The 18,165-nt window shown below is 57.0% G+C and carries 15 protein-coding genes and 3 tRNA genes; 3 read left to right on the top strand and 15 right to left on the bottom strand.

Translation table 11 applies throughout. The features are described 5' to 3' along the window. Window positions 1–84: 84 nt before the first annotated feature. Window positions 85–1,968 (bottom strand): SurA N-terminal domain-containing protein, encoded by a 1,884-nt coding sequence (locus tag V476_RS19900; RefSeq protein WP_024959169.1) that lies wholly within the window; start codon window positions 1,966–1,968, stop codon window positions 85–87. An 81-nt stretch (window positions 1,969–2,049) separates the two neighbouring features. Here V476_RS19900 and V476_RS29100 point away from each other — a divergent pair, with 81 nt between their 5' ends. Then, window positions 2,050–2,181 (top strand): hypothetical protein, encoded by a 132-nt coding sequence (locus V476_RS29100; RefSeq protein WP_010425731.1) that lies wholly within the window; start codon window positions 2,050–2,052, stop codon window positions 2,179–2,181. Here V476_RS29100 and V476_RS19895 read toward each other — a convergent pair. From V476_RS19895 to tig, 5 genes are all read right to left on the bottom strand, one after another. Continuing rightward, window positions 2,174–2,446, bottom strand: a complete 273-nt coding sequence (locus tag V476_RS19895; RefSeq protein WP_002552737.1) for an HU family DNA-binding protein — start codon at window positions 2,444–2,446, stop codon at window positions 2,174–2,176. The genes V476_RS29100 and V476_RS19895 overlap by 8 nt on opposite strands. Window positions 2,447–2,592: 146 nt before the next feature. Then, window positions 2,593–4,989, bottom strand: a complete 2,397-nt coding sequence (gene lon / locus V476_RS19890) for an endopeptidase La (RefSeq protein ID WP_003423227.1) — start codon at window positions 4,987–4,989, stop codon at window positions 2,593–2,595. Between the two features lie 205 nt (window positions 4,990–5,194). Continuing rightward, entirely contained in the window at window positions 5,195–6,478 is a 1,284-nt protein-coding gene (gene clpX, locus V476_RS19885) for an ATP-dependent Clp protease ATP-binding subunit ClpX (RefSeq protein ID WP_002552735.1), read from the bottom strand. Window positions 6,479–6,584: 106 nt separating this feature from the next. Then, on the bottom strand, window positions 6,585–7,226 hold the full coding sequence (gene clpP / locus V476_RS19880; protein ID WP_002552734.1) for an ATP-dependent Clp endopeptidase proteolytic subunit ClpP: 642 nt from the start codon (window positions 7,224–7,226) through the stop codon (window positions 6,585–6,587). 91 nt (window positions 7,227–7,317) lie between these two features. Then, window positions 7,318–8,628, bottom strand: coding sequence for a trigger factor (gene tig / locus V476_RS19875; RefSeq protein WP_003315274.1), 1,311 nt, complete (start codon window positions 8,626–8,628; stop codon window positions 7,318–7,320). Between the two features lie 1,092 nt (window positions 8,629–9,720). Between tig and V476_RS19870 the strand changes: the two genes are divergently transcribed. Further along, on the top strand, window positions 9,721–10,194 hold the full coding sequence (locus V476_RS19870) for a hypothetical protein (RefSeq protein WP_024959168.1): 474 nt from the start codon (window positions 9,721–9,723) through the stop codon (window positions 10,192–10,194). 245 nt (window positions 10,195–10,439) lie between these two features. Here V476_RS19870 and V476_RS19865 read toward each other — a convergent pair. From V476_RS19865 to V476_RS19855, 3 genes are all read right to left on the bottom strand, one after another. After that, window positions 10,440–10,524: transfer RNA gene (locus V476_RS19865), tRNA-Leu, on the bottom strand. A gap of 56 nt (window positions 10,525–10,580) precedes the next feature. Continuing rightward, window positions 10,581–10,656 (bottom strand) — tRNA-His (locus tag V476_RS19860). A gap of 51 nt (window positions 10,657–10,707) precedes the next feature. After that, window positions 10,708–10,784 (bottom strand) — tRNA-Arg (locus V476_RS19855). A gap of 296 nt (window positions 10,785–11,080) precedes the next feature. On the opposite strand from V476_RS19855, the gene folD reads away from it, so the two are divergent. Then, entirely contained in the window at window positions 11,081–11,935 is an 855-nt protein-coding gene (gene folD / locus V476_RS19850; RefSeq protein ID WP_003304374.1) for a bifunctional methylenetetrahydrofolate dehydrogenase/methenyltetrahydrofolate cyclohydrolase FolD, read from the top strand. 62 nt (window positions 11,936–11,997) lie between these two features. On the opposite strand, the gene V476_RS19845 is transcribed toward folD, so the two are convergent. From V476_RS19845 to V476_RS19820, 6 genes are all read right to left on the bottom strand, one after another. Beyond that, entirely contained in the window at window positions 11,998–13,767 is a 1,770-nt protein-coding gene (locus V476_RS19845) for an ABC transporter substrate-binding protein (protein ID WP_024959167.1), read from the bottom strand. An 84-nt stretch (window positions 13,768–13,851) separates the two neighbouring features. Further along, the gene (locus V476_RS19840) at window positions 13,852–14,124 is read right to left on the bottom strand and encodes a DUF2160 domain-containing protein (RefSeq protein WP_003315278.1); all 273 of its coding nucleotides are present in this window, start codon (window positions 14,122–14,124) and stop codon (window positions 13,852–13,854) included. 12 nt (window positions 14,125–14,136) lie between these two features. Next, entirely contained in the window at window positions 14,137–14,937 is an 801-nt protein-coding gene (locus V476_RS19835) for a carbohydrate ABC transporter permease (protein WP_003315280.1), read from the bottom strand. Between the two features lie 10 nt (window positions 14,938–14,947). Beyond that, window positions 14,948–15,814: a carbohydrate ABC transporter permease gene (locus V476_RS19830; RefSeq protein WP_002552729.1), complete on the bottom strand. Its 867-nt coding sequence runs from the start codon at window positions 15,812–15,814 to the stop codon at window positions 14,948–14,950. Then, window positions 15,807–16,922, bottom strand: a complete 1,116-nt coding sequence (locus tag V476_RS19825) for an ABC transporter ATP-binding protein (protein ID WP_024639688.1) — start codon at window positions 16,920–16,922, stop codon at window positions 15,807–15,809. The genes V476_RS19830 and V476_RS19825 overlap by 8 nt, the downstream gene beginning before the upstream one ends. After that, the gene (locus V476_RS19820; RefSeq protein ID WP_003315283.1) at window positions 16,922–18,016 is read right to left on the bottom strand and encodes an ABC transporter ATP-binding protein; all 1,095 of its coding nucleotides are present in this window, start codon (window positions 18,014–18,016) and stop codon (window positions 16,922–16,924) included. Before V476_RS19820 ends, V476_RS19825 begins: the two co-directional genes overlap by 1 nt. Between the last annotated feature and the right edge of the window lie 149 nt (window positions 18,017–18,165).

Here is an 18,165-nt window from a genome sequence, read left to right as displayed (position 1 = left end):
CGCCGCTCCTCGCGAGCGGTACTTTCCCGGACTCAAAAAGAAGGCCGCTCAATGAGCGGCCTTCTTTATTTGCGCGTTTCGAGATTAGAACTTCTCGATCTTCGCCTTGCTTTCCAGCTGTGCACGGTACGCCGCGAAATCCTGTTGCCCCTCGCGGGAGGCAAGGAAGCGACGATATTGTGCCTTCTCGGCATCGGTCGGCGCAGCCGCCTGATTGACGCCATTGAGACGGACGATCACGAAGCTGCCATCCGACGCAGTGATGCTGGCGAACTCCGGCTTGTCCTTACCTGTCGGCTTGGGCATGCGGAACAGCGTCTGCAGCACTTGAGGGTCAACCCCTTCCTGACTGCGAGTGACCGCTTCCATCATCTTCCAGTCACGACCTTCCTGCTTGGCCGCCAACGGGATCTTGCCGTCACGCAGACCGGCCAGCAGCGCCTCGCCCTTGGCCTTGGCAGCGGCCGAAGCATGCTCCTTGACCAGTTGAGCGCGAATCGAGCTGGCAACGCTCTCAAGTGGCAACTGCTGCGGTTGCAAGTGCTCTTTGGAGCGCACCACCACAACGGTTTCCGGATCCAGCTCAAGCGTGTTGCTGTTGGCGCCTTCTTCCAGCACTTCAGGGCTGAATGCCGCCTGGATGACCGCGCGGTTGGCCGTCAGGCCTTCGCCGCCTTCACGACCAAACGGTGCAGTGGTCTGAACCTTCAGGCCCAGGTCCTGTGCCGGCTGGGACAAGTCCGACGATTCAAACGCCGAGTCTTCCAGTTGCTTGGTCACTTCGACAAACTTCTGCTCGACCAGCTGCGATTTCAAATCGTTGGTCAGCTTGCCTTTCAGACTGGCAAAGGTCGGCACCGAAGGTGCTTCAACGCCCAGCAGCTTGATCAGGTGCCAGCCGAAGTCGGTGCGCACCGGCTGCGAAACCTGGTCCTTGTTCAAGGCATACAGCGCCTCTTCGAAAGCCGGGTCATAGACACCCTTGCCTGCGTAGCCCAGATCACCGCCCTTGTTAGACGAACCAGGATCCTGCGAGTATTCCTTGGCCAGTGCCGCGAAATCCTCACCCTTGGCCAGACGCTGCTGAATTTCTTCAATCTTCGCCTTGGCCTGCTCGTCATTCAGCTTGTCGTTCACTTCGATCAGGATGTGTGCCGCACGACGCTGTTCGGACAGATTGGCTATTTCCTTCTGATAAGCCGCCTGCAAGTCCTCGTCCTTGACCTGCACCTTGTCGAAGAAGGACGACTTCTTCAATTCGATGTAGTCGAGTACGACCTGCTCAGGGCTCATGAACTCCTTGGCATGCTCCTCGTAGTGAGCCTTGACTTCGTCATCGGTCACCTTGACCGCCGAGGTATCGGCAGGCAGGGTCAGCGACGCAAAATCACGGGTCTGCTTTTCGAGGCGTGCGAAGGCTTCAACCTGTGCGTCGGTTACAAAGGCACTGCCGGCAACACCTGCACGCACCTGACCGATGAGCATTTCCTGACCCAGCATCTGGCGGAACTGCAGACGGCTGTAACCCAACTGGCGAATGACCTGATCGAAACGGTCTGCGCTGAACTTGCCATCCACCTGAAACTCAGGCGTCTGCAAAAGCTGCTGATCCAGTGCCGCGTCGGAAAACGAGAACTTGGCATCCGCCGCGCCTTGCAGCAGCAGCTTGCGGTCGATCAGGCCCTTGAGCGCTGATTCGCGCAACAGCTTTTCATCCAGCATGGCAGGATCGAAATCCTTGCCCAACTGTTGCGAAAGCTGTTGAGCCAACTGGCGGCGCTGCATGTCGACGGCCTGGCTCAACTCATTCTGAGAGATGTCCTCGCCGTTGACTTCAGCCGCGTTCTGCTTGTTGCTGGTAGCGGTAAACATCGCTTCGATGCCGGTGAAGGCCATCAAGGCGATGATGAGTCCGATAATTGTCTTGGCAATCCAGCCTTGTGAATTGTCCCTGATGTTCTGCAGCATTGCGTCCCCCAAAACGGTTGTACTGACTAACCAACCGCGGAGCGTGGGTAGAAAGCGGATAGAAGAAAGGCGCATCCGAGGATGCGCCTTCTCGTAACTGACGAAGCGGTAGGGCTCGAACCCTTCGGTGTCGCAACCGAATGCACCACCGCTCCGCTACTGGATCAGGACAGGCCCGATCCAGCGGGCAAAGGCATCGAGAGGCTTAGTTGACAGCTTCTTTGAGAGCTTTACCGGCTTTGAAACCTGGTTTCTTGGCAGCAGCGATTTCCAGCGTCTTGCCAGTCTGAGGGTTGCGACCGATGCGAGCAGGACGATCAGTCACGGAGAACGTACCAAAGCCAACCAAAACAACCGAGTCGCCAGCCTTCAGAGCGCCAGTGACGGATTCGATCACTGCGTCCAGCGCACGGCCAGCAGCAGCTTTCGGGATATCAGCAGATGCAGCGATAGCATCAATCAGTTCCGACTTGTTCACTCTAAGTCCCCTTATCTCTATTTTGAGTATGTTTCTAAGTTTTAGGTGTTAAGCAAAACGAGCGCTGGAAGGCTTGCCGGTGATTGCTTTAAAGAGCCGCTTTATAACAAGGGCTCTAAAAAGCTGTCAAGGAAGCCTGCCCAGACTTAATGCGTGCTAATTCTGTCCTTAGAGTCAGACTCGCGCTTCTCTTCCTTGGCGACCAGATCTGTAGCCACGTCCGGCAAAGGCTCCGGCGCGTATTGCAGCGCAATTTGCAGGACTTCGTCAATCCATTTAACGGGCTTGATCTGCAGATCCTGCTTGATATTGTCAGGAATCTCCTTCAAATCACGCACGTTTTCTTCTGGAATGATCACCGTCTTGATTCCACCACGGTGTGCGGCCAGAAGTTTTTCCTTCAAACCACCAATCGCCAGCACTTGACCACGCAGGGTAATTTCGCCCGTCATTGCCACATCTGCCCGCACAGGAATCTGTGTAAGCGCCGAAACAAGTGCGGTGCACATGCCCACGCCAGCACTCGGTCCATCCTTCGGCGTGGCGCCTTCCGGCATGTGAATATGCGTGTCGTGTTTCTCGTGGAAATCAGCGGGGATGCCCAGGCTACGGGCGCGGCTGCGAACCACTGTCTGGGCTGCGGTAATGGATTCGACCATGACATCACCCAGCGAACCGGTCTTGATCAACTGCCCCTTGCCCGATACGACCGCCGCTTCGATGGTCAGTAGTTCGCCGCCCACCTGAGTCCACGCCAGGCCGGTGACCTGACCGATCTGATCCTGCTGCTCTGCCAGCCCGTAGCGGAACTTGCGCACGCCCAGGAAGTGCTCGAGCATGTCGGCAGTGACCTGCACCGCGAAACGTTTTTCCATCGCGTGCTCTTTGACCGCCTTGCGGCAGACCTTGGCAATCTGCCGCTCAAGCCCGCGCACACCCGCTTCACGGGTGTAGTAACGGATGATGTCGCGGATCGCTTCCTCGTCAAAACTGATCTCGCCTTTCTTCAAGCCGTTGGCCTGAATCTGCTTGGGCGAGAGGTACTTGACGGCGATGTTGATCTTTTCGTCTTCGGTGTAGCCCGGCAGGCGAATGACTTCCATCCGGTCCAGCAGCGCTGGCGGAATGTTCATCGAGTTCGACGTGCAGAGGAACATCACGTCCGAAAGATCGTAGTCGACCTCAAGGTAGTGATCGTTGAAATTGTGGTTCTGCTCGGGATCAAGCACCTCGAGCAGTGCCGACGCCGGATCGCCACGCATGTCACTGCCCATCTTGTCGATTTCGTCAAGCAGGAACAGCGGGTTGCGAACGCCCACCTTTGTCATCTTTTGTATCAATCTTCCTGGCATCGAACCGATGTAAGTCCGGCGATGACCACGAATTTCAGCCTCGTCACGCACGCCACCCAGTGCCATACGCACAAATTTGCGATTGGTCGCGTTGGCGATGGACTCCGCCAGGGAGGTTTTACCCACACCTGGAGGACCTACCAGACACAGCACAGGGCCGCGAATCTTCTTCACGCGCTTTTGCACAGCGAGGTATTCGAGGATGCGTTCCTTGACCTCGTCCAGACCATAATGGTCGGCATCGAGAATCGCTTCGGCGCGCGCAAGGTCCAGACGTACCTTGCTTTGCGCCTTCCACGGCACCTGAACCAGCCAGTCGATGTAGGAGCGAACCACAGTCGCTTCGGCCGACATCGGTGACATTTGCTTGAGCTTGTTCAGCTCGGCATTCGCCTTGGTCAGAGCGTCCTTGGGCAGGCCGGCAGCGTCGATGCGCTTTTTCAGCTCTTCGATCTCGTTGTGGCCTTCGTCGCCATCGCCCAGTTCCTTCTGAATGGCCTTCATCTGCTCATTCAGGTAGTACTCGCGCTGGCTGCGCTCCATTTGCTTCTTCACACGACCGCGAATGCGTTTTTCAACCTGCAGCAGGTCGATTTCGGCATCCAGCAAGGCCAGCACGTGCTCGACACGGGCTGACAGATCGATAATCTCGAGGATTTCCTGCTTCTGCTCGATTTTGAGCGCCATGTGCGCTGCCATGGTGTCGACCAGGCGGCCAGGCTCATCGATGCTGTTAAGCGACGACAGGACCTCTGCCGGGACTTTCTTGCCCAGTTGCACGTATTGCTCGAACTGAGCCAGCAGGCTGCGCACGAACACTTCGGATTCACGATCCGGTGCGTCGACTTCTTCGATCAGCGCGACGTCTGCTCGGTAGTGGCCATCGACTTCGATGAAACGCTCTACCGAACCACGCTGCTCACCTTCGACCAGCACCTTGACGGTGCCATCGGGCAGCTTGAGCAATTGCAATACGGTGGCAATGGTGCCGACGCTGTACAGAGCCTTTTCATCAGGATCGTCGTCAGCCGGATTTCTTTGCGCGAGCAGCAGGATCTGCTTGTCGCCTGTCATTGCCGCTTCAAGGGCTTCGATAGACTTCTCGCGCCCCACGAACAGCGGGATAACCATGTGCGGATAAACCACGACATCACGCAATGGCAAGAGAGGCAATTCAATAGTGGTCTTCATGATTTCGCCTCTACGGCGGCCAATTGGCCGGGACAGATGGAATTAGCTTGAAGCCAAGATGGGGGTAGCGTCCAAAAAAAACAAGCTCTAGAGGCGCGACCCGCCAAGATCAGTTTCTTCATACAAAACGAATGAGCGGCTTAAAAATGCAAAAGGGGACCAAAAAGGCCCCCTTCAGTATTACTTCACGCCTATGAACATGCGTTTATGCGTCGGGAGCAACCTTGGCAGGCGGCTCACTGTTTTCGTAGATCAACAGCGGCTTGGACGTGCCATCGATAACGCTTTCGTCGATCACCACCTTGCTCACATCGCTCTGCGACGGGATTTCGTACATGGTGTCGAGCAGAACGCCTTCGAGAATCGAACGCAGGCCACGGGCACCGGTCTTGCGCTCCAGCGCGCGACGGGCAACCGATTTCAGCGCATCGGTACGGAACTCGAGGTCCACACCTTCCATCTCGAACAGCTTGGCATACTGCTTGGTCAGCGCGTTCTTCGGCTCGGTGAGGATCTGTATCAACGCAGCCTCATCCAGCTCGTCCAGCGTCGCAAGCACCGGCAGACGGCCCACGAACTCGGGGATCAGACCGAACTTGACGAGATCGTCAGGCTCGACTTCACGCAGCGACTCGCCAACCTTCTTACCCTCCTCCTTGCTGCGAACCTCGGCGTTGAAGCCGATGCCGCCACGGGTGGAACGGTTCTGAATGACCTTTTCCAGGCCCGAGAAGGCGCCACCGCAGATAAAGAGGATATTACGCGTGTCCACCTGCAGGAATTCCTGCTGCGGGTGCTTGCGACCACCTTGAGGCGGAACGGAAGCCACGGTGCCCTCGATCAGTTTCAGCAAGGCTTGCTGCACGCCTTCACCGGACACGTCACGAGTGATTGAAGGGTTGTCGGATTTGCGCGAAATCTTGTCGATTTCGTCGATGTAGACAATACCCATCTGGGCCTTCTCGACATCGTAATCACATTTCTGCAACAGCTTCTGGATAATGTTTTCGACGTCCTCACCCACATAACCGGCTTCGGTCAGGGTGGTGGCGTCAGCAATGGTGAACGGCACGTTAAGCAGGCGAGCCAGTGTCTCGGCCAGCAGCGTCTTGCCGGAGCCCGTAGGGCCGATCAGCAGGATGTTGCTTTTGCCCAGTTCGACGTCGTCGTTCTTCTTGTCACGCTGATTCAAACGCTTGTAGTGGTTGTACACCGCTACTGCGAGAACCTTTTTGGCACGTTCCTGACCGATGACGTACTGGTCAAGGATGCCGCTGATTTCTTTAGGCGAAGGCAATTTATGCGCGCTGCTTTCGGCCTGGGCTTCCTGCACCTCCTCACGGATGATGTCATTGCACAGGTCGACGCACTCGTCGCAGATAAAGACCGAGGGGCCGGCAATCAATTTGCGCACTTCATGCTGGCTTTTGCCACAGAAGGAGCAATAGAGCAATTTGCCGTTGTCCTCGCCGTTGCGGGTGTCAGTCATTCGATCGATCCAATCCGGTAGGCTTGCAACACAAGATGAAGGCTATTGCGGGCTTTTTCAAGTCCGCAGGCGGTCGGTTGTGCCGACCCCCTACATTTTGAGCCGCTTAGGCAGGCATTTGACGCTTGTTGATCACCGAGTCGATCAGGCCGTATTCGGCTGCACGCTCTGCGCTCATGAAGTTGTCACGCTCGGTATCGCGCTCGATGGTTTCGAGGCTCTGGCCGGTGTGATGCGCCAGCAGCGAGTTGAGACGATGACGAATGTGCAGGATTTCCTTGGCATGGATGTCGATGTCCGACGCCTGGCCCTGGAAACCGCCCAGCGGCTGGTGAATCATCATCCGCGAGTTGGGCAGGCAATGACGCTTGCCTTCTGCACCGCCGGCCAGCAGGAATGCACCCATGCTGCAAGCCTGACCGATACAGATGGTCGAAACGTCCGGCTTGATGAACTGCATGGTGTCGTAGATCGACATGCCTGCAGTCACCGAACCGCCCGGCGAGTTGATGTAGAGATGGATATCCTTGTCCGGGTTTTCCGCTTCAAGGAAGAGCAGTTGTGCCGCGATAAGGTTGGCCATGTAGTCCTCTACCGGACCAACCATAAAGATGACTCGCTCCTTGAGAAGGCGCGAATAGATGTCATAGGCGCGTTCGCCACGGGCGGACTGCTCGATAACCATCGGGACCAGGCCGCCAGCGGCCTGGATGTCAGAGTTCTGCTGAATATAAGAATTGCGGGACATGTCCTGCATTCACTCCCAAATAGTCGAGTCTTGAATACGCACAAGCCAGCGCGAAGGCTGGCTTGTGGGTGTTTTCGCACGAAAAGAGAAATCAGTCGGCTTTTGGAGCTTCCACCGGCTTGACAGCTTCTTCGTAGGAGACCGATTTGTCGGTCACGCTAGCTTTCTGCAAAACAGTATCTACAACTTGCTCTTCAAGCACAACAGAACGTACCTCGTTCATTTGCTGCTCGTTCTTGTAGTACCAGGCAACGACCTGCTCAGGCTCCTGATAGGCGGAGGCCATTTCCTGAATCATTTCGCGAACGCGAGCGTCATCAGGCTTGAGGTCGAACTGCTTGACGACCTCGGCAACGATCAGACCCAGCTCGACGCGGCGCTTGGCCTGCTCTTCGAACAGCTCTGCCGGCAGCTGGTCAGGCTTGATGTTGCCGCCGAACTGCTGAACGGCCTGCACACGCAGACGGTTGACTTCGTTTTCCAGCAGCGCTTTAGGCACTTCGATCGGGTTGGCGGCCAGCAGACCGTCCATGACCTGATTCTTGACCTTGGACTTGATCGCCTGACGCAGCTCGCGCTCCATGTTCTTGCGAACTTCGGTGCGGAAGCCTTCGATACCGGTTTCCTTGATACCGAACTGCTTGAAGAACTCTTCGTTCAGCTCAGGCAGCTTTGGCTCGGAAACGGTGTTGACGGTCACGGTGAACTCGGCAGCCTTGCCGGCCAGCTCGAGGTTCTGATAGTCCTCAGGGAAGGTCACGTTCAGAACGCGCTCTTCACCGGCCTTGGCGCCAACCAGACCGTCTTCGAAACCAGGGATCATGCGGCCGGAACCCAGAACCAGCTGGGTGCCGGTAGCGGAACCGCCAGCGAACACTTCGCCGTCGACCTTGCCGACGAAATCGATGTTCAACTGGTCTTCGTTCTGGGCAGCACGATCAGCCACTTCGAAACGAACGTTCTGCTTGCGCAGCACTTCAAGCATGTTGTCGAGATCGCTGTCAGCCACGTCGGCAGACAGGCGCTCTACGGAGATGCTGTCGAAGCCGGCAACGGTGAATTCCGGGAATACTTCGAAAGTAGCCACGTATTCCAGATCTTTGCCTTTTTCGAACGACTTGGGCTCTACAGCAGGAGCACCGGCCGGGTTCAGCTTCTGCTCAACCACAGCTTCATAAAAAGTAGCCTGAATCAGATCGCCCAGTGCTTCCTGACGTGCGCCGTCCTCGTAACGCTGACGAATCACGCTCATAGGCACCTTGCCAGGGCGGAAGCCCGGGATCTTGGCTTTACGCGCGGTCTGTTGCAGACGCTTGTTGACTTCAGTCTCGATGCGCTCGGCAGGTACGCCAATGGTCATGCGGCGCTCAAGAGCGGAAGTGTTTTCAACAGAAACTTGCATGGATATTCCTCGTTGCACAGACGTTAGCCGGCCGTTTCCGACCCCAGAATCAAGGGCATGCATTCTAGTGGGTCAAACTCAAGAAGTCACCCTACTGAAAAAGGGCGGGTTAACAAGAAGGAATCGGCCTACAGCCGGGCGAGATGGAAATGACCCTCTCACTAACCGCGACAGGTCTGGCACAGCTTCCTTTATATAAGGACGCATCCGCACAAGACGATCACCGACTCCATCTACACAGCGCCCCACTCGACCAGTGGTAATGTGACCACCGAACCAGCGAAACGTTAAAACGAATACCTTGAAACAAAAAAACCGCTCAAGGCGGCCATTTCGTGCAGCCGAGGAGCTCTCGCCCCGGCAATCCAGGCTCCGGCGGATGGCGATTACAAAATCAACCAAATACCTGCTCCAACTTCGAAGCCTTATTCAACCCGGCGCGCATCGTACACAACGCAGCGATGCCGCGCCACCCATGGCAAGCAATTGACCGGACTGGCCTTTTTTACTCAGGCGGGTCGCGCAACCGCCTGACAACGAACAGGGGGGGGGCAAATACCCCCCGGCTCGGCGATCGCCCTCCGTTCATCAATAACTGAAACTTATGGCAATAACCCCACTTCGCACATATCAAGCATCCAGGCGACGGCGCTGCAAGTTATCGGGGACAAGACTTTTGCTGACCTGACACCTACAAAACATCGACACGCGAAACACCTGAACTTTTATAACCACCTCGACACAAGCTCATAACAGCGGGACTTTCATGTCAATTCGCCTGAAAGCGATGGATCGCAGCGAGCGGCATGCAAAGCCGGCCTCCCACCTGACGCACGGAAAGATCAAGCCAGCCGGATCGCCTGGATCATTCAACGGGAGAACCTGGTCAACCCCGGAGCCTGGCGACCCTGCACCCTTGTGCTGCAGGGCTAAGCACTCCATAATCCGACCCCTGATTTTGCTGTCCGAGCAGCGGGGACAGAGGCTGCGACGACGATGAATCATATAATCTCCGCCTCGCGTCAATGCGCTGCCAAACCGTTAAAACCACTCAGCCCCTCCCCACAACATCGACATCTCCCAGGAAAAATCATGCTCAAGATGATTGCTGCAGTAAGTGTTCTCGCTATAACTTCAGCGATCATGACGGGGTGCAATGATAAAGACGGGAGCAAAGAAAGCGCAGCCAAAGTCACAAACTATGCAACAGACAAGTGCGCTATCGACTCGATTGGCGGAAAGACCGGCTCAACTGTCTATTTAGCCAAAGGCATGGCCCAGTTCAACGGATGGGCCATCGACACAGCCAACCAGCGCGCCCCCAAGGAAATCAGACTTCGCCTGACGGGCTACAAAGGCACCCCCGTCACGTTCAAAGATCCTGTGATCGTGGACCGCCCTGATCTGATCAAAGCGTTCGGCAATGAAAACTTCCTGAAATCAGGCTTTTCATTCTCTGCCGATTTATCCTCACTGGAATCCGGCGGCTACAGCGTAGTCACTGAAATTCCGGGCGAGCACTCATCACTTCTGTGCCAATCCAAGGTTTTGCTGGTTATCGAATAAGCATACAGCCTCCATCAGGCTGAAATTGCAGTCCAGCGCGCCGCGAGCATGAACTACCGCTCGCGCCGCCGCAGCCTCTCCCCCTCAGCCATCGCCGACCAGATCAAAATTCGCACCACCTCACAGACACAGCCAAAACCGCAGATAAAACTGCCTAATGAGAAATCCAGGACAACAAAAAGCCCGCACTTGGCGGGCTTCTCTTGGCTTTCGCGGTGCTCACTGGAACCCGGCGAAAGTACATCTGGTGCGGACGGAGAGACTCGAACTCTCACACCTTGCGGCGCTGGAACCTAAATCCAGTGTGTCTACCAATTCCACCACATCCGCATTTCAGACTTTTAAAGCAAAGGCGCCAGACTATGAATCTGGCGCCCTTCTTAATATGGGGTGGACGATGGGGTTCGAACCCACGACCGCAGGAGTCACAATCCTGTGCTCTACCAACTGAGCTACGCCCACCATATTGCGCGTGACGATACAACCTACTTGCTGTGCCAAAGCTGCCTTGAATGGCGCACCCGGCAGGACTCGAACCTGCGACCATCCGCTTAGAAGGCGGATGCTCTATCCAGCTGAGCTACGGGCACTTATATAATTTGTACTCTTGCGATAACAAACTAAAAGGCTTTCAATCAATCACACCGAGCTGATTTGCAACTCTGCCTGACCGAATCAACCAGTGCTAGCTTAACCAGTGCTGGGCTCTGCCCGGCAAGTGCGACGAATCTTATAGACGCCCCCTGGGGTCGTCAACCTTTTTTTGAAAAAAATTCAGCTAGATAAAGGAGTTAGCTGAATATACAAAGCAATCGCCTTTGCCCTCGCGTCATGTCATGAGAGAATGCGCGCTCATTTTTTTCCTCTCGATGGTTAACCACGCGTCATGACTGCAAAACTAATCGACGGCAAGGCGATCGCCGCCAGCCTGCGCCAGCAGATCGCCAAACGTGTCGCCGAACGTAGCCAGCAAGGTCTGCGTACGCCGGGCCTCGCGGTGATTCTGGTCGGCAGCGACCCCGCCTCCCAGGTCTATGTCTCTCACAAGCGCAAGGACTGCGAGGAAGTCGGTTTTATCTCCCAGGCTTACGACTTGCCCGCTGATACCACTCAGGCAGCACTGACCGATCTGATCGACCGCCTCAATGAGGATGCCGCTGTCGACGGCGTCCTGCTGCAACTGCCCTTGCCCGCGCACCTTGACGCTTCGCTGCTGCTGGAGCGCATTCGCCCGGACAAGGACGTGGACGGTTTCCATCCTTATAACGTGGGTCGCCTCGCCCAGCGCATTCCGCTGCTGCGTCCGTGCACGCCCAAAGGCATCATGACCCTGCTCGAAAGCACCGGTGTCGACCTGTACGGTCTGGATGCCGTCGTCGTCGGCGCGTCCAACATCGTCGGCCGCCCGATGGCGATGGAACTGCTGCTGGCGGGCTGCACCGTCACGGTGACCCACCGTTTCACCAAGGATCTGGCAGGCCACGTGGGTCGTGCCGATCTTGTGGTAGTTGCCGCCGGCAAGCCGGGCCTCGTCAAAGGCGAATGGATCAAGCAGGGCGCGATCGTCATTGATGTCGGCATCAATCGCCAGGAAGACGGCAAGCTGGTAGGCGACGTGGTTTACGAGACTGCCCTGCCCCGCGCCGGCTGGATCACTCCGGTTCCAGGCGGCGTCGGCCCCATGACCCGCGCCTGCCTGCTGGAAAACACGCTGTACGCGGCAGAAACCCTGCACGACTGATCAGCCTGCGGCGATAAAAAACGGCACCTTGAAGGTGCCGTTTTTTTTACCTCGACAAAACCTTACTTCTTGGCTGCCTCCCAGCTTTTCAGCAGGTCAGCGTAGGCGATGGTTTCACCCTTGGGTTTCTCGTTGGCCAGCTTACGCTGTGGCGCGAGGAACTTGCCGTTGCTCTCTTCGGCCTTTTTGTACCAGGCTTCTGCAGTGGTTTCCGGATTCATCTTCGGCGCACACTTGCTGGCTTCCTGAACCTTGGAACGCTCGATGCGCGTCATGATTGCATCCTGGTCCTTGGCCAGACCGTCGAGGGCCTCCTGCGCAGTCTTCTCGCCGGTGACCGCCTCGGCCACATGGCTCCACCACAGCTGTGCCAGCTTCGGATAGTCAGGCACATTGGTGCCGGTAGGCGACCATTGCACGCGTGCCGGGCTGCGATAGAACTCCACCAGACCACCCAGTTTAGGCGCCAGCTCGGTCATCTCCTTGGAATTGATATCCGACTCGCGAATCGGCGTCAGGCCGACGATGGTTTTCTTCAGCGAAACGCTTTTCGAGGTCACGAATTGCGCATACAGCCAGGCGGCCAGGCGCTTTTTCTCGTCGGACGACTTCAGGAACGTCCATGAACCGACGTCCTGATAGCCGAGCTTCATGCCTTCTTTCCAGTAAGGGCCTTTTGGCGAAGGCGCCATGCGCCACTTCGGCGTGCCGTCAGCATTCATCACCGGCAGGCCTGGCTTGGTCATGTCGGCAGTAAAGGCGGTGTACCAGAAGATTTGTTGCGCGACGTTACCCTGCGAAGGCACCGGTCCGGATTCGGAGAAGGTCATGCCCGCAGCTTCCGGCGGCGCATAGGCTTTCAGCCAGTCGATGTATTTCTGTGTGGCGAACACTGCCGCCGGGCCGTTGGTGTCACCACCCCGGGTAATGCTGGAGCCGACCGGATGGCAGTCTTCGACACGAATACCCCACTCGTCCACCGGCAGACCGTTAGGCAAACCCTTGTCGCCGCTGCCGGCCATGGAGAACCAGGCATCGGTGAAACGCCAGCCCAGTGACGGGTCTTTCTTGCCATAGTCCATGTGACCGAAGACTTTCTTGCCGTCGATCTCCTTGACGTCTTCGCTGAAGAACTTGGCAATGTCCTCGTAAGCCGACCAGTTGACCGGAACGCCCAACTCATAGCCGTACTTGTCCTTGAATTTCTTTTTCAGGTCGGGACGTTCGAACCAGTCGGCACGGAACCAGTACAGATTGGCGAACTGCTGATCAGGCAGCTGATAAAGCTTGCCGTCTGGAGCGGTGGTAAACGAGGTGCCGATGAAGTCTTTCAGGTCCAGCGTCGGCGAGGTGACTTTACTGCCTTCCGGACTGGCCATCAGATCCGTCAGAGACAGGGCCTTGCCGTAGCGGAAGTGCGTACCGATCAGGTCCGAGTCGTTGACCCAGCCGTCATAGATGCTCTTGTCCGACTGCATGGCGGTCTGCAGCTTTTCGATGACATCACCTTCCTGCAGCAAGTCATGGGTGACTTTGATACCGGTGATTTCGGTGAACGCCTTGGCCAGGGTCTTGGATTCGTATTCATGGGTGGTCAGGGTTTCCGACACCACCTTGATGTCCATGCCACGAAACGGCTTGGCAGCTTCGATGAACCACTTCAGCTCTTTCAACTGCTCGTCATCGGAAAGCGTACTCGGCTTGAACTCCTTCGCCCATTCCTTTGCCTTATCTTCGTACTTATCCGCCCAGGCTGAAACACTCAACCCGCTGAGCATGATCATGGTTGCCAGCGTCACGCTATGTTGCAGCTTGTTTTTCTTATTGAACATAGTCATCTCCAGGTTGCTTTCATGTAGTCCCGCTTTTCCAATGCCGCCGACCGGATCACCCCGGCAACCGCGCCCGGCCGCTCTCTAACCCCATCGCATCACCACCAACAGCCACACCAGGGAAGCCCCGGACGCGATCCAGATGTTCCAGTCCGTCGCGCCGATTACCAGCAAATGCAGATAAGCGCTGCCCAGAAGCCCAATGAAAAGACGGTCGCCACGGGTGGTGGCAATCGGCAGAAAACCACGACGCTCGATACTTGCCGAGCGCAATTCCCATACGGTCATCCCTGCCAGCAGCAGCGCAATGCTGATGAAGAAGGCCGCAGTGGGCAGTGTCCAGGACATCCACTCCATTTTTTCGACTCCTCAGACACGACCAAGAGCAAAGCCCTTGACCACATGGTTGCGAACGAACCAGATCACCAGCATGCCCGGCAGAATGGTCAACACCCCTGCCGCCGCCAGCACCCCCCAATCGATACCCGATGCCGACACGGTGCGGGTCATCACCGCAGCGATCGGCTTGGCGTTCACCGACGTCAGGGTGCGCGCCAGCAACAGCTCGACCCAAGAGAACATGAAGCAGAAAAACGCGGTGACGCCGATACCCGAACCAATCAGTGGAATGAAAATCTTCACGAAAAACTTGGGAAAGCTATAACCGTCGATGTAGGCCGTTTCGTCGATTTCCTTGGGAACGCCGGACATGAAGCCCTCCAGAATCCATACAGCCAGCGGAACGTTGAACAGGCAGTGCGCCAGTGCCACGGCGATGTGCGTGTCAAACAGGCCGATGGACGAATACAGCTGAAAAAACGGCAGCAGGAAGACTGCCGGTGGCGCCATGCGGTTGGTCAGCAGCCAGAAGAACAGGTGCTTGTCGCCGAGAAAACGATAGCGTGAAAACGCGTAGGCTGCCGGCAATGCGACGCTTAGCGATATCACGGTATTGAGGCACACGTAGTACAGCGAGTTGAGGTAACCGCTGTACCAGCTCTCGTCGGTGAAGATCACCTTGTAGTTGGCCAGGGTGAAATCCTGCGGCCACAGGGTCAGGCCACCGAGGATCTCGGTATTGGTCTTGAACGACATATTGATCAGCCAGTAGATCGGCACCAGCAGAAACAACAGGTAAATCCACAGCGGTATGATTTTGCGCAGACTCATGACCAGCCCCTCAATTCTTTTCGCTGTGAGTCATGGCGGTGTAGAACACCCATGACACCAACAGAATGATCAGGAAATACACCAGCGAGAACGCGGCCGCAGGCCCCAGGTCGAACTGCCCGAGCGCCATGGTGGTCAGGGTCTGACTGAGGAAAGTGGTGGAGTTACCCGGCCCGCCACCGGTCAGCACGAACGGCTCGGTGTAGATCATGAAGCTGTCCATGAAGCGCAACATCACCGCAATCAGCAGCACGCTTTTCATTTTGGGCAACTGGATATGCCGGAAGATCGCCCAGCCTGACGCACGATCGATGCGCGCCGCCTGGTAATACACATCCGGAATCGCCCGCAGCCCCGAATAGCAGAGCAAGGCAACCAGCGAGGTCCAGTGCCAGACATCGATGACCAGCACCGTCACCCAGGCATCCGAGGCATTGGCGGCGTAGTTGTAGTTGATGCCCAGCACGTTGTTCAGCGTGTAACCCAGCAAGCCGATATCACCACGGCCGAAGATCTGCCAGATAGTGCCGACTACGTTCCACGGGATCAGCAGTGGAATGGTCATCACGATCAGGCACAACGACGACCAGCGCCCCTTGGTCGGCATGGTCAGGGCAATCGCGATGCCCAGCGGAATCTCGATCAGCAGCACGCATCCCGAATAGATGAACTGGCGCAACAGCGAGTCGTGCAGTCGCGGGTCCTGCAAGACCTGCCGGAACCAGTCGGTGCCGACGAAATAACGGCTGGACTGGTCGAAAATGTCCTGCACCGAATAGTTGACCACGGTCATCATCGGGATAATCGCGCTGAATGCCACCAGCAGAAACACCGGCATCACCAGCCACCAGGCCTTGTTGTTCTGAACCTTACGCATGGGACACCTCACTGGCAGGGCCGGCTTCGATCAGGTAATCATCTGCATAGAGCATCAGCCATTGCCCCGGAAAGCTGATCCAGGCCTGGCCTTGCGGCACCGGTTTGTCTTCCTGCAGACGCACCTTCAGCAGTTGTCCGGCCAGTTTCAGGGTGATGATCTTGTAAGTGCCGAGGTCTTCCACATAGGTCACGTCGGCGCACATCGCATCGTCGTAAGGCCCGTCCCAGACATGCACGAACTCAGGACGAATACCCACTTTCAGCGTTTTCCACGGCGTATTGGCGAGCTTCTGCTGCAACGACTCAGGCAGCGGCAGGTGAATATCGGCAAAACCGACGCCGCCCGGCTGCGGCGTGACATCAATCAGATTCATCCCCGGGCTACCGATGAAATAGCCGACAAAGGTGTGCGACGGCTTCTCGAACAGCTCCCGCGGCGTGCCGAACTGGACGATCTGTCCGCCATACATCACGGCGATCTTGTCGGCGAAGGTCGACGCCTCCAGTTGATCGTGGGTGACGTAGACCATGGTGATATTGAACTGCTCGTGGATCTGCTTGAGCTTGCGCCGCAGTTTCCACTTCAGGTGCGGGTCGATAACGGTCAGTGGTTCGTCGAAGAGGATCGCCGACACGTCATCGCGCACCAGCCCGCGGCCCATGGAGACCTTCTGCTTTTCGTCCGCGCTTAGGTTGCGCGCCTTCTTTTTCAGCAGCGGCTGCAGGTCCAGGACATCGGCAATTTCGTTGACCTTGATGAGAATCCGCGCCTCGTCCATGCCCTGATTGCGCAATGGAAAGGCCAGATTATCGAACACCGTCATGGTGTCGTAGATCACCGGAAACTGGAAAACCTGAGCGATGTTACGGCGCTCAGGAGGCAGCTCATTGACCACTTTCGAGTCAAAAAGCACCTGCCCCTGCGACGGACTGAGCAGGCCGGAAATGATATTGAGCAGGGTTGACTTGCCACACCCGGAAGGCCCGAGCAGCGCATAAGCACCGCCCTGCTCCCAGACGTGACTCATCTCGCGAATTGCATAGTCGTCAGGACCAGGCTTGGTGCTGTAGCTGTGCGCGAGGTTCTGCAAGCGGATCTCGGCCATCAGGCAACCCTCGCCATACGCAGGCCCGGCGCCTGAATCAGGCCGCCCTGCTGATCGAATACAAACAATTTGTGGGTCGGGATGTACACCCGGATCGCCGCATCGACGTCGTAGGCATGCACGCCCGGCAGATGCAGGACCAGTGAGAACAGCTCGTTGCGCACATGCAGGAAGGTTTCCGAACCACTGATTTCCGCCAGCTCGACAGTAACCGCCAGCTCCAGATCGTCATCGTTGGACGGCACCAGGCTTAAATGGCTGGGGCGCACACCGAAACGATACTCGCCATCGCCGACGGCACGCAGGTCGACGTTGAGCGGGAAGTGCACGAAATTGGCGAAGCTGACTTCATTGCCCTCTATACGGCCCGGCATTAGGTTGATCGGCGGTTCGGAGAACAGCTCGGCGGCCAGCACAGTCGCAGGTCGATGATAGACCTCGGGGGTCTTGCCGCTCTGCACCACCCGCCCTTCATGCAGGATAGTGGTGGTGCCGCCCAGCGCCAGCGCTTCATTGGGCTCGGTGGTGGCGTAGATGGCGATGGTATGGCGAGCGGCAAACAGCTCGCGCATTTCCTGACGCAGCTCTTCGCGCAGCTTGTAGTCGAGGTTGACCAGCGGTTCGTCGAAGAGGATCAGCTCGGCGTCCTTGACCAGCGCCCTGGCCATCGCGGTGCGCTGCTGCTGCCCACCGGACAGTTCGAGGGGATGGCGTTGCAGGAATTTTTCGATGCGTAGCATCTTCGCGGTTTCCTGCACCCGGCTGTGGATCACGTCTTTGGAAAGACCCGCCTGGCGCAGCGGCGAAGCGATGTTTTCGAACACCGTCATGCTCGGGTAATTGATGAACTGCTGATAAACCATCGAGACGTTGCGCAGGCGAACCGGACGATTGGTGACATCGACTCCGTTCATCAGCACTCGCCCGCTGTCCGGCTTGTCCAGCCCGGCCATCAGGCGCATGAGGCTGGTTTTGCCGGACAGGGTGCGCCCCAGCAGAACGTTGAATGATCCCGGCTCAAAGCTCAGGGAAGCGTCGTCGATCCAGACCTGGCCATCGACGGCGCGACTGACATGCTCCAGCGTGAGTGACATGGCGTGCCCTTTGTTGTTTTTTTCTTAAGGGTGAATGCGTGACTGTTTGCAGATAGCGACATTCGTGCCAGCTCAGGCAGATTGCCGGTGAGGCCCGAAACAGAGGGTTCGCCCCTATTCAGGGGACGAAACGGCTTTCACAGCTGAAC

The organism is Pseudomonas syringae KCTC 12500 (genome assembly GCF_000507185.2).
In the GTDB taxonomy this organism is placed as follows: Bacteria; Pseudomonadota; Gammaproteobacteria; order Pseudomonadales; family Pseudomonadaceae; genus Aquipseudomonas; species Aquipseudomonas syringae.
The sequence above is the reverse complement of the archived record's forward strand: the minus strand, read 5'-3'. Positions and strand labels throughout refer to the sequence as shown.